Raw genomic sequence first — 14,873 nt, 5'->3', positions numbered from 1 at the left:
GAAAATAACAAATGAAAACACAAATTTACAAAGGTTCAAGTAAAATTTTATATTCCGCCGAAGAAGATTTTTTACTTATAATGGCCTTTTCTGATAATGTGACCTTAGAAAGTGGTAAAATTATTGAGGTCTCAGGCAAGGGGGTACTTAATAATAATATTTCTTCCTTTCTAATGGAGAAACTGGAAATGATCGGCATTGAAAATCATTTTATCGAAAAAATAAATATGAGGGAGCAATTAATTCAATATGTTGAGGTTTTTCCGGTACAAGTAATAATATCATCAGTAGCGTGTGATAGATTTGTAAAAGAATTTGGAATGGACGAAGGGTATGTATTTGATAAACCTATAATCGATTTTAAGGTCCGAAGCCGTGAATTTAAATATCCGATAGTTAATGAGTATCAAATATTAAATTTCGGCTGGTTAACTAGGGATGAAATTAAAGCAGTAAAAGAGCAGGCTTTGCGTATATATGATTTTCTAAGCGGCTTATTTATCGGTGTCGGGATTCGGCTTGTTGAGTGTAAATTAGAATTTGGGCGTGTGTTGAACGGTGAAGAATCTATAATTATGTTAACTGATGAAATTAGTCCGGATAATTGTAGATTATGGCATATTAACAGTAATGAAAAATTAGGGTTTGAATTGCTTGAAAACGAGCCGAATAAAGCTTTTGAATCATATCAGCTAATAGCTGATCGTTTAAAAGAAAAATAAATATATTTTTAAAGCGGTATATGCTATTTTAGACTTGAAAAACACTCCGATGTCATACCGGTTTTGTTGTATGGTTAGTTTCCATCGTTATTGCGAGCAGGCTTTGCCCGCATGGGTCAATTTCACCGCTGTCATCCCGTGGCTTGACCACGGGATCCAGTTAAAAATACTAAAATTATTAGTATTTTTTATTGTTTTTATGTACCTAGTTAGCAAGCCACGAGGTGACAGTGTGGTTTAATTATCCACGCGGGAATGACATAAGAGCATTCTTGATTTTTAATAATTTTTTACAGTAAAAAAGATGAAAATACGATTTATTATAATAAGTTTTATAGCTCTAATCTTAGTGGGATGGGGATATGCTACCTATAAATTTGAACATCAAAGTAAAGAGAATATTATCGCTATTCTTGATGAATACAGGGAATATATAGCCTATGATTCAATAAAAGTTAATAAATATAGATTTAGCGTTACTTTAAATAAGGTAATGTTAAACCCTATAGATTTTTATTTTGATGAAATAGTTATTAGGCATATACCATTTTTAAATATTACAAAAATTGATTCTTACGGTAATAATGTAAAAATTACCACCGCTCAAGATGAAAAAAATATTTTTTACTCACCTGATCATCATACAACAATTTGGTTTAAAAAATCTTTATTTAATAGAGAACCGGGTTATTGGAAATTAAGCTTGAGTGATAATAAATCAGCTCTTTATAGTTCTTTAGATGCAGAAAAATTAGCAGAAAGTGATATTAGCAATTCTGTAATTACTAATACTATAAAACATCGAATAACCTGAATTTGTTAATTTTGGATGGAAAAAATACTGTTGCTTTTATTTCTGAAAATTACAGAAGAAGTTTATATGATAAAATTTTTGAGAGATAAAAATAGCTAATGACTCTGATACTGCTTCCTTTGAGTATGGTTTGACAAAGTTAGATATATTGAATTTACCTATTTCTTATAATTCCAAATTAAAACTAAAATATAGTGATGAGTTAGTAGCTCTTGGGAAATTATTAATTCAAAACTTTTTTCTAAATCAAAAGCAAGATGACAATATGCATGCTGTTATTTTTATGTAGATGTTAGGAGAATTAGTAAAAGGTAAACCGTTTTTATTCTCTTGCGACATTGAAAGAAAAGGAAAAGTAGAAAGTAATTCATATAAATTAAATATAGAAAAAAATAAAGTTTTTGATTTTGCTTTAAATATTAAATATACTATAGAACCTTCTGAAACATACCAAAAAACGGCAGTTGAAGTTTTAGGAAGCTACTTTAGTAATGGTTTAAACAAAAGAGCTGAGTTAGATAAAATTTTTAACCTGACTAGCCATATTACTCAAGAAGACGGGGAAAAAGGAATGGGTGTTTTTGCAAAAATAAATAATTCCGAATTTAATTTAAAAGGTGAGTTTGATCCTGAAGCAAAAAAATTATCCGGTAAAACTAATCTTGTAATGGATGATTTTAATTTTGCTATTGATATTGATATGCCTAATTTAGATAATCCTCTGAATCTAGTAAAGTGTAATAAAATTATCGGATCCAAATGTGTTTATAAATAATTTTGTGAATTATACCGATAATGCCGTAATACCTGTGCTTAATAAAATAGAAGATTCTAAGGAATTTGCTTTAAATCTAGGAAAACAATCTTCAGTAATAAAGCAATACGGTTTTAGAGCTATAGAAGCTTTTAGTAAAAATTCTGAATTAAAAGACGGTGAATCTTTAGTAGTTGATGTAAAAAGTAAAGACGCCGTGCTAACCTTTAACGATAAAGCTATTGATCAGATCCTTAGTGATGCAAGAGTATTAGAATTTATGAATGCCATGGCTATGATAGATCAAGAAAGAAAACAAGTGGTCGGTAAATAATTTAAAGTATTGTTCAGTTAAAGAAATTGTCATCCCGTGGTCAAGACACGGGATGACAGCAGATTTTTCAAGAATCATATCGACAACGTCTAAAAGAGAAACCTAGAAAAAATCAGTGAGAATAAAAATGATAAATATTTCTTTCCCCGACGGTAGTGTAAGACAATTTGAAAAAGATATTACAGCCTATGAAGTAGCAAATGCAATTTCAATGTCGCTTGCTAAAGCAGCAATGGTTGCTGAAATAAATGGTGAGCTTAAAGATTTAAGTACCGTAATTGAAAATGATTGCAAGCTTCGTATTTTAACTGCAAAAGATTCTGAATGTCTTGAGCTCATAAGGCACGATGCGGCTCATATTATAGCTGAAGCTGCTAAAGAATTATTTCCTGATATTCAGGTAACTATCGGTCCTGCAATTGAAAACGGTTTCTTTTACGATTTTGCTAAGGATAAGCCATTTACACCGGATGATGTGGCAATGATAGAAGCAAGAATGCATGAAATAGTCAAGCGAAACGAACAAATTACTAGAGAATTATGGGATCGTGATAAAGCCGTTGAGTTTTTTAAATCGATAGGGGAGCACTATAAAGCTGAAATTATTGCTTCAATTCCGGCAGGTGAGCAGATTACTTTATACAGGCAAGGTAATTTTATTGATTTATGTCGAGGCCCGCATGCCCCTTCCACAGGTTTCGTTAAGCATTTTAAGTTGATGAAAGTTGCAGGAGCTTATTGGCGAGGCGATAGTCGTAATGAGATGTTGCAGCGTATATACGGTACGGCGTGGGCTACGAAAGAGCAGCTCGATAATTACCTCTTTATGCTTGAAGAAGCCGAGAAACGTGATCATAGAAAGCTAGGGAAAGAGCTTGATTTATTCCACTTCCAAGAAGAAGCTCAAGGGATGGTGTTTTGGCATGATAAAGGTTGGAGTATATATAATACCATTGAGCAGTATATTAGGAAAAAGATTCGTAAAAACGGTTATACTGAGGTTAAAACACCTGTTTTAGTCGATAAAAGTCTTTGGGAAGCTTCAGGACACTGGGACAAGTTTCGTGACGATATGTTTGCGTTAGAAACAGATGACAAGACGCTTGCTTTAAAGCCGATGAATTGCCCTTGCCACGTGCAGATATTTAAACAAGGTATCAAGAGCTATCGTGATTTACCGCTACGTATGTCGGAGTTTGGTTTATGTCATCGTAATGAGGCGTCCGGTGCATTGCACGGTTTAATGAGAGTGCGAAGTTTAGTGCAAGATGATGCACATATATTTTGTGCAGAGGAACAAATTACCGATGAAACGGTTAGTTTTTGTAAATTACTGACGGAAGTTTATAAAGATTTTGGTTTTACCAATATAAGGGTAAAATTCTCTGATCGTCCTGAGGTTAGAGCTGGTAGCAATGAGACGTGGGATAAGGCAGAGAATGCTTTAAAAGAAGCAGTGGCAAAAGCAGGGTTTACTTATACGCTCAACCCGGGCGAAGGTGCATTTTACGGTCCGAAGCTTGAGTTTGTTTTAACCGATGCGATAGGACGGCAGTGGCAATGCGGTACACTTCAGATGGATTTTGTTTTGCCGGAGCGACTCGATGCTAGCTATATTGCAGCAAGCGGTGAGAAAAAAAGACCGATAATGCTCCATAGGGCAATACTAGGCTCACTTGAGCGTTTTATTGGTATATTGATTGAAGAATATGCCGGGCGTTTCCCTCTTTGGCTTGCTCCTATACAAGTCGCTATTGCAACAATCACAAGCGATTTAAACGATTACGCTTTAGAAGTGCAAAAAGCTTTAATTGATAATGGTGTAAGAACGGATATTAATATCTCACCTGATAAAATTAACTATAAGATTCGTGAGTTTTCTAATCAAAAAATACCGATGATTGCTGTCATCGGTAAACAAGAGCAAGAAAATAAACAAGTAACGATAAGAAGACTCAGAACTACCGAGCAGGAAGTATTATCGCTCGAACAGTTGATAACATTAATTAAGGAAGAGAATGAGAAGTATTTGTAGTATATATGAAATTTAGAATTGTTTAAGACAACCTAATGTTGCGATGTCATTCCTGCGCAAGCAGGAATCCAGTTACCATTAATGTCATACCGCGACTTGATCGCGGTATCTTAGGACTCAGCCTGTAATAACAAGATCCCATGGTCAAGCCACGGGATAACATTTTTGTTTTTTTTGATTACCGCTTTCGCGAGAATGACATAAAACGCGCCATGCAGCAATGCCTTTCTACTTTTAGCTAAGAATAACATATATTTCTCAACGTATGAAAATCAAAACTCATCCTGTTTCTTTTTTATGGTCGGTTATAAAGCCGTATAAATATTTCTATCTTGTTATGATGATTGCACTGTTTGCGAGTGCTCTGTGTATCCTATTTTATATAACGATGCCATAAAGCTTTTGCTTGATTTGTTTACCCAAAACGAAAAGATTACATTTACACAAAGTTATAAACCGGTAATGGTTTTTATAGCGGCGCAAGCTATTCTTGATGTAGCTTGACGTGCTCACGATTTTGTACAGCTTAAAGCCATAATCTGTGAGCCGTCGCATAATCATTTTGCCAAGAAGTAATTGTTTCTCCGAGATATCGGTCTTTATCATTTATTATATATAAAGGTGGATATCTCCCCTAATCTGTACGTAATACAAGCTGCTCTTCATAAGATTTTGACCATGAAATAGGATATAAATAGAGAAATTTTGCATTCTCAATATTTTCTTCAATATAAATAAGGGATTTCGCTAATATAGTCTGCTGTTATTTTATAACTAATTATTACGCCCAATTGCTCTAATTCATCTTTATCTTTCAATGCATGATAGCTTAAATGTGAAGCATACAAAGCATCTTTATTAGGAATTACTGCATAAAAAACCAGTTTATTTTTTGTGGGACTAAAAAATTCTCCATTATTTAATATATTACCGTTTTGATATAAAGAACCGATAAAACTACAAAGTAAATGCCAAGTCTTGCCATAATCCTTTAGTAAGAATTGCTTACTTTTAGTAAACGATATAGTAACAAGATATATGTTAGACATAGTTTAAATACAATTTACCTATTTAGCTAAGAATACTGCCTTTGATAATCTAACTTAATCGAAGTTTATTCCTAAAAAAGCTTCCTATTTAGGAATAAGTTCCTAAATAGCTATATTAGTATATAAGTATTGATTTTAAACCTGCTTTAAAAAGAAGTATAAAATACTATTTTTCAAAGAAAAAAGTTATACCCCTAAGGTTTTTTTACCTTTAGATTGTTCTTGTTCAACTGCTTGAGTATGAGATTTAACTTGAGGAATTACAAGATCGACTACATGTTCATATCTAACGCCGTTTTCAAATAAAACTTGACCGCATTTATTCACTTGAATAACATCTTCTTTAGAGAACTTATTTAAAATAACTTCCGTAATGTCGTAAAGGAATTTCCAAGATAATTCTATTCTTTCTTGTAATGTCAGCTTTTTATTTTCTGGTTTTTGACTATTAAGGGCAACGTTTGGTGAATCATCAATATTACCTCCTTCAGCAGGTAATATATTTTTTTTACGTGCTGCTATTTTCTGATACATTAAAAATAATAATAATAATACTAAGCAACCTATGGCAATTAAAATATGAGTATTAGAATTAGACACTATTTTGCTCTTCCTTGTTGTTGAGTGAAGTTTTGTGTTTTAGAAAGCATCGTAACCGCTGCTTTACCTATATTAACTAAGTTAGCTATATCAGGAGCTAGCCTTGCAACTGCTAAGACCGGAGGCGGTAATAAGTTAGTTTTTATTGCTAGACTTATAACATTTCCGAGTTCTTTACTTCCAGGTATTACTCCTACTATTTTTTTTATGTTGCTTGCAATTTCCGTAGCTTTTGCTGCTGCTTTACATAAGGATTCTATTTTTTTTTTACCAAAAGAAGCTTCTGGATTTAATACTTTTAATAATTCTGTTTTAGTTTCATTTAGATTATCCGAAATAGTATTCTTTACAGAGTTTAATTTGTCAATATTTATATCTTGTGAAATTGCAATTTCAATATTACTTTTTAGTTCTGCTATTTTTTCTTCTACTTCATCTTTGCTTTTTGGTATAGCTTTAGCAGCTTTTGCAACATTCTCTAGTAAAGCTCTGTTATTAGGGTTTTGATGTGCTATTTCAATAATTTTTCGAGGCGATTCCTTTGAGATTTCTGAAATTGCGGCCCCACTTTCTTAGCTTTTTCATAAAGGCTTTCAATCTGGTCATTAGATTTAACCTATCCCCTTATTTCTTTTATATCATTAATGCAATTTTATTATTTTTAGCAATAATTTTTGCGAATCCATGAGGTTATTTACTTTTTCAAGTATACCGCTTGTTTGTATAAATATTCCAAGCATCGGCATTTGAGTCGATATAACCCCCGACTAATATATTTTCTAATAATTCTATAATTTTTTTAGAAGCTCCAGGATAGAGTTTATCTAATTCTTGCTGAAATTTTAAAACTTGTTCTAAAACGTTTAAACATTTTTCTACAATAATTCCGTCAAATAAAAAGATATCTTTTGTTTTTAACTGTTCTTGATATGCTTTCTCAAGTGCTTCAGATAAAGTAGTTAGAGATTCTTGGATTGTCTTATTAAAAAGTTTTTCTATTTTCTCTACATCGATATTTTTAGTGTGAGATAATTCATTGAAAGAATTTTGTAAAATATAAAATAAATGATCTTCTAAATCTTTGACATTCATTTTCAAAGATTTTGTAAAACCGTTTAATTTTATTAAAAGTCTTTGTAGTTCTTCTTGTTATTCTTTATTTAATCCACTAAAACTAGAAAAATCAATTTATAGACATAAAATTTATTATTTTGTTACCAAATATTAATTAATCTTAAAGCTTTATAACCGTAAAATAAAATGTAAAATAGTTATCATTGCCCTTGAGATTAATTTTTGTTATATTACGTGCTAACATTGCTACAATAGATTTATATATTGTTTTATTGGGATATAGGTATATTCTTGAAAGATTAAACTAATCTAACTAACATATTATCAATTATTCAAAAAGTTTATGCGTAAATTAACTACATTTATTATCACATTATTACTAACCGTTTCGGCTGCTGCTGTTGATTTGCAGGAAGCTTTAACTGAAGGATATAAGAATAATGAGGAGCTGAAAGCTGCTAGAATTAAGTTTTTGAATGCGATTGAGCAATTTCCTCAAGCTTTCTCAGGATTTATGCCTAGTGCCGGATTGCAGATTAATAGACAAAATAGTAAGACTAAATATAATAAAAAATATACTGATAGGCTTGGTTTTACTCCAAGAGCGACCGATAGCAATCAAGGTGCATTAACAATAGAGCAATCATTATTTAGCGGTGGTTCTAGTGTTGCAGCTCTTAAAGCTGCTCAATCAGGGTTTAGAGCATCACGAGGCGAATATTATGCTGGCGAACAAAAAATATTATTAAATTTAATAACTGCTTATCTTGATTGTTTTGAGAGCAAAGAGAAATATGATATTTCTGAAAGTAGGGTTCGTACTAACATACAACAAGTTAACACTGTTGAAGAGAAATTAAGACTAGGGGAAGCAACAGCAATAGATATAGCAACTGCAAGAGCAGGGCTTGCAGCGGCAGAAACGAATAAACTAGCTGCCTATGCCGATTTTCAAGGCAAAAAAGCAAATTTTATTAGAGTATTTGGAATAGAGGCTACTGATCTAACTATGCCTAATTTACCTGATAGATTACCTGCTTCATTGGATGAGTTAACAAGAAAAGCTGCTAAGTTAAATCCTGATATTGATTCGGCAAGGCATAATGTAACTTCGGCGAAAGCTTTGGAAATGGTGCAGAAAGGAAAATTATTGCCGCAAGTAAGTGTAAAGTTGCAATCAGGTAGAATTAACTATAATCCACAAGATCCAGCTGTGCAAAATATAAACAATAAAAGCTATACTACTATTCTTTCGGTCAATATACCTATTTATCCAGATGGAGGAGCTCAATATTCAAGAATCAGATCGGCTAAAAACCAAACAAGAAGTAGTGCAGTTCAGCTTGATAGTGTGATAAAGCAGACACAAGCGGGTGTTGTAAGCGTGTGGGAAGGATTTGAAGCAGCAAAATCTCGTATTGTTGCAGCTAGTCAAGGTGTGGAAGCTGCACAAATATCATACGACGGTACAGTGCAAGAGGAAATAGTCGGCTCCAAAACTATACTCGATGTTTTAGATGCTGAGCAAAAATTGTATGAAGCAAAAATAACTCGTGTGGATGCGTATAAGAATTCAGTACTTGCGGCATATCAAATGAAATTGTTAACCGGCGAGCTAACGGCTCAAAGTTTAAAACTTAAAGTAAAATATTTTAGTCCTGAAGAAGAGTTTAAGACTATTAAAAAGAAAATGTTTATAGGTTTCTAACGTGAGTAAGGAAAATAAAAAGAACCAAGATATGTCTGTAGAAGACATATTAAAATCGATTAAAGGAGTAATTAACAAGCGTAAAAATCCTATTTATGAAAATGATAGTGAAGATGAAGATATATTAGAGCTAACGGAAATAGTAAATCAAGATGAAGAAGAAAAGTTAATATCAACTAAATCTGCTGAAGCGGTAGGTGATATTTTTAAAAATTTTACCGATACTATTAAAGATAAAAATCTGGATAATAATGTCTCATCTAAAAATGCACTTGAAGAATTAGTCACCCAGATGTTAAAACCAGAACTTAAAGCTTGGCTTGATAAAAATCTACCTGTACTTGTTAAAGAGTTAGTAGAAATTGAAATAAAGAAATTGGTGCAGAATAGTAAGAGATAGAGGAGTGAATTATTGTCACCCCGTGGCTTGACCACGGAGTCCATGCAAACAACTTGTAGTAGTCAATTTTACTGGATACCGTGGTCAAGCCACGGGGTGACAGGATAAATAAGGAATTATATGTTAAATAAATTATGTAAGATATTGTTTTTTATCAATCTGTTATTGGTTGTAGTGCAAAGTTATGCTTCCCCTCCGCCCTTACCGCCATCATTACCGGCTGCCGAAGTAGATACTAAAGACAAGGATGTTAGCTCTAATTCTGATATTTCTTTTTTTGATAAATTTAAGCAATTTTTTAGTAAATCAAAAAAGAAAAATATCCCCCCTAAACAGCCAAATGAACAAACTAAAGCAGCTCCTCAAGAAGAGCCAAAGCTAGCTTCACAAGAGCATACTGAAGCTGATGCATCTGAACCTTTTATAGATGTTGGTAATACAGCATTGCCTAGTGCCACCGCAAGTAATGATGTTCATACAAATATCGAGCATGAAAATAGTACAAATTTAGCTTCTAATATTATCACTCCTAACGTACCGAGACCGATAGTATCTATGCCTCCGGCTCAAGCAGGAAGTTATGTAGTGCCTCCGCAGCGACCGGTGCAAATATATAAACCGACCAATTTGCTGCCTGTGCATAAGCCTATTCCACTTAATCCCCCTCCTGATGCTAATAAAGAGGAAGAAAGCGTAGCACCGCAATCTATACCTCATATGCCTGCGGTTTCTCCACCTGTGGTTCCACCGGTGACCCAAGATATTACTACCCCTAGTACTATGCCGACAACGGTACCTCCTGCAGAAACTCCGGCAGTACCTAGTAATGTACCTGCACCTCCAGTAATGCCTACAAATCAACCTTCTACACAGCCTATAACACCGACTGGCCCAAATACACCCGTTACTACTCCGTCTAAAGTAGTTCCTACAACTGATTCTTCGGCGGAAATAAATAACTCGCAAGAGACATTTGTTGCTGTTTCAGATGTCCCAAAAACACAAGATTGGAATACTCCGCTTATACCAGTTGTTGTAGTGAAGCCGAATCAACCTCAGACTTTAGAGAAGCAAGTCAATAATCAAACTACACATAATCAAGAGAAATCACCTCCGGTAAGCTCTCCAAATGTCACGATTCAAAAACAAGATAATAAGGTGAATCATGAAACCTCGGAATCGACAACAAAATTCGTTAAAGATGAAACACAAATGTTATTTTTACCTGATGATGATATAGTTCTTGGTAAACTAACAGAGCAAGCGACTTTAGAGCAGATGGATATGTATGCATATATAGAGCTGTTCCAAAAGAAAGCAGAATGGATAGCAAGTGCCAAAAGAAGAAAAGTTGTAGAGAGTTTTATTAAATATGATAGTGATATAAATAAAAAGAAAGATATTTATGCCAATCTATCTTATTGTAAGGCAGTAGATAATGCTTTTAGAGCAGTTGATAGAAATAATCTTTTTGGGCTGCGTGCATTACTTGACGTTTATCCAATATTGCAAGAAAAAAGTAGAAGCGGTGAAACATTACTAACTGCTGCTATTTATAACGATAATTACTATTTAGCAAAATTTTTAGTCATACGAGGTGTTAAAATTTCTACTCTAAATGATGAATGCCAATATCCGTTAGATATTGCATTAGCTCAAGGAAACGCTAACATAGCTTGCATGTTAATCAAAGCTAAGGGATATAATTAATTATGTCATTCCCGCCTACGCGAGAATGATTTAGAAGTATTAGGCTATCCCAAGTGATTCTTTTTAGGTAATGCCAAACAATTTCTTTAAAGCTTCATTGCCTTCTTGAGTTAAATAGTTTATATTTAGGAAAGCAAACAATTAATTCCTCCCCTATATATATGAATGATTTATTCAGCTTTAACAAAGAAAAGAAAAATCAGCTAGTCGATAATAACTATAGTGCAAAAGATATTGAAGTATTAGAAGGGCTTGAGCCTGTTCGTAAAAGACCGGGGATGTATATCGGTGGTACTGATTCAAATGCTATGCATCATTTAGTATCTGAGGTGCTGGATAATGCTATGGATGAAGCAGTCGCCGGCTTTGCAAGTATCATCACGATAAAAATGCATCAAGATCATAGTATTACTATATTTGATAACGGTCGTGGTATTCCTATTGATAATCATCCTAAATTTCCTGACAAATCAGCTTTAGAAGTAATTTTAACTACTCTTCATTCAGGCGGTAAATTCTCAAATAATGTTTATCATACTGCAGGCGGATTGCATGGCGTTGGAATATCGGTAGTAAATGCTTTATCTAAACATTTAGAAATAAAGGTTTATAAACAAGGTAAATTATATAGCCAAAGTTATTCTAAAGGAGAAAAATTAACTGATTTAATATGTGAAGAAGCATATAAAAGGCTAAGAGGTACATCAATACATTTCACTCCAGATCCGGAAATTTTTAGTGAAAAATTACATTTTAATCCTAAAAAGATTTATGAGCTTGCAAGGTCAAAAGCTTATTTATATCGCGGTGTTACTATAGAATGGGAATGCGAAGTAGAAGTACTGTCAGATATACCTAAAAAGGCATTAATAAATTTCCCGAATGGTTTAAAAGATTATTTAAGTTCAAAAATAACTTTAGATAATTTAATTATTCCGGAAATTTTTTCAGGTAATATAGAGTCTACGCCGGACGGGATAAAACTTGAATGGGCGATTTGTTGGCAAAATAATGATAATGCGGCATTTATTCAATCATATTGTAATACTGTTCCGACTCCTCAAGGAGGAACACATGAGCAAGGACTTAAGTCGGCTATTTTACGTGGGCTTAAAGCGTATGGTGAAATGATAGGGAATAAAAAAGCTGCTAATCTAACTATCGAGGATATTTTAGAAACCGCAAGTGTCGTACTTTCTATTTTTATAGCTGAGCCGTCTTTTCAAGGACAAACTAAGGAAAAATTAGTGTCAAACGGTGTAAGTAAACCGGTTGAGAATATAATAAAAGATCATTTTGATCACTTCCTTAGTAGCGATAAAGCTTTAGCTACTAATTTACTTGAGAATGTAATTGCTATTGCCGAGTTTAGAATAAGTAAGAAAAACGAAAAAAATATTTCCCGTAAAAATGCTACTCAAAAATTACGTTTACCCGGTAAACTTGCCGATTGTACACGAACTTCACCTGCAGGGACGGAATTATTTATTGTAGAAGGTGATTCGGCAGGAGGCTCTGCAAAACAAGCACGTAATAGAGAAACGCAAGCAGTATTACCGCTATGGGGTAAAGTGCTAAATGTTGCGAGTTCTACGCTTGAGAAAATCGTTAATAATCAAGCAATACAAGATTTAGAAATAGCACTTGCCTGCGGTAGTTTAAAGAATTATAGAAAAGAAAATTTGCGTTACGAAAAAATAATTATTATGACTGATGCAGATGTTGACGGTGCTCATATAGCTTCGTTGTTAATGACTTTCTTTTTTTTACGAATGCCGAAATTGGTAGAAGAGGGGCATTTATACCTAGCTAAGCCTCCGCTTTATCGTTTAACGCAGTCTAATAAAACTTATTATGCAGGCGATGAAGAGGAAAAAGCTAAATTAACGGATAAATTATCGAAAGCTAGTAAAGCTAAAATTGAAATAGGTAGGTTTAAAGGTCTCGGTGAAATGATGCCTGCACAATTAAAGGAAACTACTATGAATCCGGAAAAAAGATCGCTTTTAAAGGTAACTTTAGAAGATTTCCAAAATGTCGATAAAATAGTAGATGATTTAATGGGTAAAAAGCCGGAAAAAAGATTTCAATTTATTTATGAACAGGCGTTAGTTAAAATGGATAAAATTATTAACGAGTTGGATATTTAAGACAAGGCGTCATTGCGAGGCATTGTCAACGTTGCCCGCATAACATCTTAACTTTTATTGGAGTATTATGTTATTACGTTTAATTATAACACTATTTTTTATTATAAATTCTATTTGTACATTTGCAGAAGAAGAAAAAGAAACTGAAAATAAAATATCAAATCAGGAAGCTTATAAGCAATTTCAAGACGTATTTGAACGTATCGAAAAGGATTATGTACAGGTACCCGATAGGCAAAAAATGATAGATGAAGCAATTAACGGTATGTTAAGCTCTCTTGATCCTCATTCAAGCTATTATACCGATGAGGATTTAGAGGATATTTTTACTTTTACAAAAGGTGAATTCGGTGGAATCGGTGTTGAAATAATGTATGATAGCGGAGCAATTAAGATAATATCGCCTATTGACGATTTACCGGCTTTTAAAGCAGGGCTTAAAGGCGGGGATTATATAGTAGGCGTGAATGACGAGTTAGTCTCTACGCTTGGTCCTAATAAAGCTATAAAAGAGATGCGTGGGACGCCTGGTACTAAGGTTAAATTGTTGATAATTAAGGAAGAAGAGACAAAACCACAAGAGCTAGAGCTTACTCGCGAAATAGTAAAAATCAAGCCGATAAAAGCACATTTAGAAAAAAATAATATTGCATATATACGTATAACTACTTTTAATGAGTCAACAATTTCTGAGCTGAAAGCAGTAGTAAAGAAGTTAAAAACTGAAAGTAAAGATGATCTTAAAGGTATAATTCTAGATTTACGTAATAATGCCGGTGGTATACTCGATCAAGCTATTGCCGTTAGTGATTACTTTATTGATTCCGGTGTAATTGTAACAACAAAAGGTAGAACTACATCAAGTAATAGCGAGACTAAAGCAAATGAGTTTTCGTTAAAAGCTCCCAAAGTACCTATGATAGTTTTAATAAATGGTCATTCTGCCTCTGCCTCGGAAATAGTTGCTGGAGCTTTGCAAGATCATAAAAGAGCAATAATACTTGGCACTAAGTCTTTTGGTAAAGGATCAGTTCAGGCTTTAACGCAAATCAATTCTAGGGCTGCTGTAAAACTCACTATATCTAAATATTACACCCCAAGCGGTCGTTCTATTCAGGCAGAAGGAATAGAGCCTGATATTTTAATTGAGCCGGCAAAAGTTGAATATCCTGAGGTAAAAAAAATAAATCAGCGTTTTTCAGAAAGTTCTTTAAAAAATTACTTAAAGAATGATAATGAAAAAAATAAAGATAGAAAAAAAGAAACAAAAGCTAAAAATAATAAACAAGAAGAGAATGAATTATCGGAATTATACAAAAAAGATTATCAATTTGCTCGTGCTTATGATGTAATTACAGGGTTGATTATTAATAAGAAGCTTGCAACAAAAGAGACAGTTAAACAAGAAGATAAGTAGAGAGAATAATGTCATTCCTAGCTACAAGCGGCCTTGTTGCATAGTGCGTTTATGTCATTCCCGCGTAGGCGAGAATCTAGGGTAAAGCGAGATAAATCAAGCTTTT

The 14,873-nt window shown here is 33.4% G+C and carries 10 protein-coding genes and 2 pseudogenes; 9 read left to right on the top strand and 3 right to left on the bottom strand.

The genetic code is table 11. The features are described 5' to 3' along the window. Positions 1-11: 11 nt before the first annotated feature. The 4 genes and pseudogenes from ACKTSD_RS06605 to thrS all read left to right on the top strand — a co-directional run bounded on the left by ACKTSD_RS06605 (position 12) and on the right by thrS (position 4,659). Positions 12-722 carry a phosphoribosylaminoimidazolesuccinocarboxamide synthase gene (locus ACKTSD_RS06605; protein ID WP_412708529.1) on the top strand — a complete coding sequence of 237 codons (711 nt, stop codon included), beginning with the start codon at positions 12-14 and terminating at the stop codon, positions 720-722. Positions 723-792: 70 nt separating this feature from the next. Then, positions 793-963: a hypothetical protein gene (locus tag ACKTSD_RS06600; protein ID WP_412708528.1), complete on the top strand. Its 171-nt coding sequence runs from the start codon at positions 793-795 to the stop codon at positions 961-963. Positions 964-1,026: 63 nt separating this feature from the next. Then, positions 1,027-2,624: pseudogene (locus ACKTSD_RS06595) on the top strand (phosphoribosylaminoimidazolesuccinocarboxamide synthase). Positions 2,625-2,751: 127 nt separating this feature from the next. Further along, positions 2,752-4,659 carry a threonine--tRNA ligase gene (gene thrS / locus ACKTSD_RS06590; RefSeq protein ID WP_412708527.1) on the top strand — a complete coding sequence of 636 codons (1,908 nt, stop codon included), beginning with the start codon at positions 2,752-2,754 and terminating at the stop codon, positions 4,657-4,659. A gap of 725 nt (positions 4,660-5,384) precedes the next feature. On the opposite strand, the gene ACKTSD_RS06585 is transcribed toward thrS, so the two are convergent. The 3 genes and pseudogenes from ACKTSD_RS06585 to ACKTSD_RS06575 all read right to left on the bottom strand — a co-directional run bounded on the left by ACKTSD_RS06585 (position 5,385) and on the right by ACKTSD_RS06575 (position 7,496). Then, entirely contained in the window at positions 5,385-5,708 is a 324-nt protein-coding gene (locus ACKTSD_RS06585) for a hypothetical protein (protein ID WP_412708526.1), read from the bottom strand. A gap of 186 nt (positions 5,709-5,894) precedes the next feature. Beyond that, entirely contained in the window at positions 5,895-6,308 is a 414-nt protein-coding gene (locus ACKTSD_RS06580) for a DUF2660 domain-containing protein (RefSeq protein ID WP_412708525.1), read from the bottom strand. After that, positions 6,308-7,496: pseudogene (locus ACKTSD_RS06575) on the bottom strand (hypothetical protein). Before ACKTSD_RS06575 ends, ACKTSD_RS06580 begins: the two are co-directional and overlap by 1 nt. A gap of 229 nt (positions 7,497-7,725) precedes the next feature. Between ACKTSD_RS06575 and ACKTSD_RS06570 the strand changes: the two are divergent. From ACKTSD_RS06570 to ACKTSD_RS06550, 5 genes are all read left to right on the top strand, one after another. Further along, a complete protein-coding gene (locus ACKTSD_RS06570; protein ID WP_412708524.1) occupies positions 7,726-9,090 on the top strand; it encodes a TolC family protein in 1,365 nt (454 codons plus the stop codon). A gap of 1 nt (position 9,091) precedes the next feature. Then, positions 9,092-9,490, top strand: a complete 399-nt coding sequence (locus ACKTSD_RS06565) for a DUF2497 domain-containing protein (protein ID WP_412708523.1) — start codon at positions 9,092-9,094, stop codon at positions 9,488-9,490. A gap of 120 nt (positions 9,491-9,610) precedes the next feature. Beyond that, on the top strand, positions 9,611-11,200 hold the full coding sequence (locus tag ACKTSD_RS06560; protein ID WP_412708522.1) for an ankyrin repeat domain-containing protein: 1,590 nt from the start codon (positions 9,611-9,613) through the stop codon (positions 11,198-11,200). Positions 11,201-11,361: 161 nt separating this feature from the next. Beyond that, positions 11,362-13,350, top strand: coding sequence for a DNA topoisomerase IV subunit B (parE, locus tag ACKTSD_RS06555; protein ID WP_412708521.1), 1,989 nt, complete (start codon positions 11,362-11,364; stop codon positions 13,348-13,350). Positions 13,351-13,417: 67 nt separating this feature from the next. Next, positions 13,418-14,767: a S41 family peptidase gene (locus ACKTSD_RS06550; RefSeq protein WP_412708520.1), complete on the top strand. Its 1,350-nt coding sequence runs from the start codon at positions 13,418-13,420 to the stop codon at positions 14,765-14,767. The last annotated feature ends 106 nt before the right edge of the window (positions 14,768-14,873 follow it).

Source organism: Candidatus Rickettsia kedanie, from assembly GCF_045865205.1.
GTDB lineage: Bacteria > Pseudomonadota > Alphaproteobacteria > Rickettsiales > Rickettsiaceae > Rickettsia > Rickettsia australis.
The sequence above is the reverse complement of the archived record's forward strand: the minus strand, read 5'-3'. Positions and strand labels throughout refer to the sequence as shown.

Excerpts from the sequence above, each read along its gene's own strand:
- ACKTSD_RS06605 (WP_412708529.1), top strand. The coding sequence starts at position 12 with ATGAAAACACAAATTTACAAAGGTTCAAGTAAAATTTTATATTCCGCC.
- parE (WP_412708521.1), top strand. The coding sequence starts at position 11,362 with ATGAATGATTTATTCAGCTTTAACAAAGAAAAGAAAAATCAGCTAGTC.
- ACKTSD_RS06550 (WP_412708520.1), top strand. The coding sequence starts at position 13,418 with ATGTTATTACGTTTAATTATAACACTATTTTTTATTATAAATTCTATT.
- ACKTSD_RS06600 (WP_412708528.1), top strand. The coding sequence starts at position 793 with ATGGTTAGTTTCCATCGTTATTGCGAGCAGGCTTTGCCCGCATGGGTC.
- ACKTSD_RS06560 (WP_412708522.1), top strand. The coding sequence starts at position 9,611 with ATGTTAAATAAATTATGTAAGATATTGTTTTTTATCAATCTGTTATTG.
- ACKTSD_RS06570 (WP_412708524.1), top strand. The coding sequence starts at position 7,726 with ATGCGTAAATTAACTACATTTATTATCACATTATTACTAACCGTTTCG.
- thrS (WP_412708527.1), top strand. The coding sequence starts at position 2,752 with ATGATAAATATTTCTTTCCCCGACGGTAGTGTAAGACAATTTGAAAAA.
- ACKTSD_RS06585 (WP_412708526.1), bottom strand. The coding sequence starts at position 5,708 with ATGTCTAACATATATCTTGTTACTATATCGTTTACTAAAAGTAAGCAA.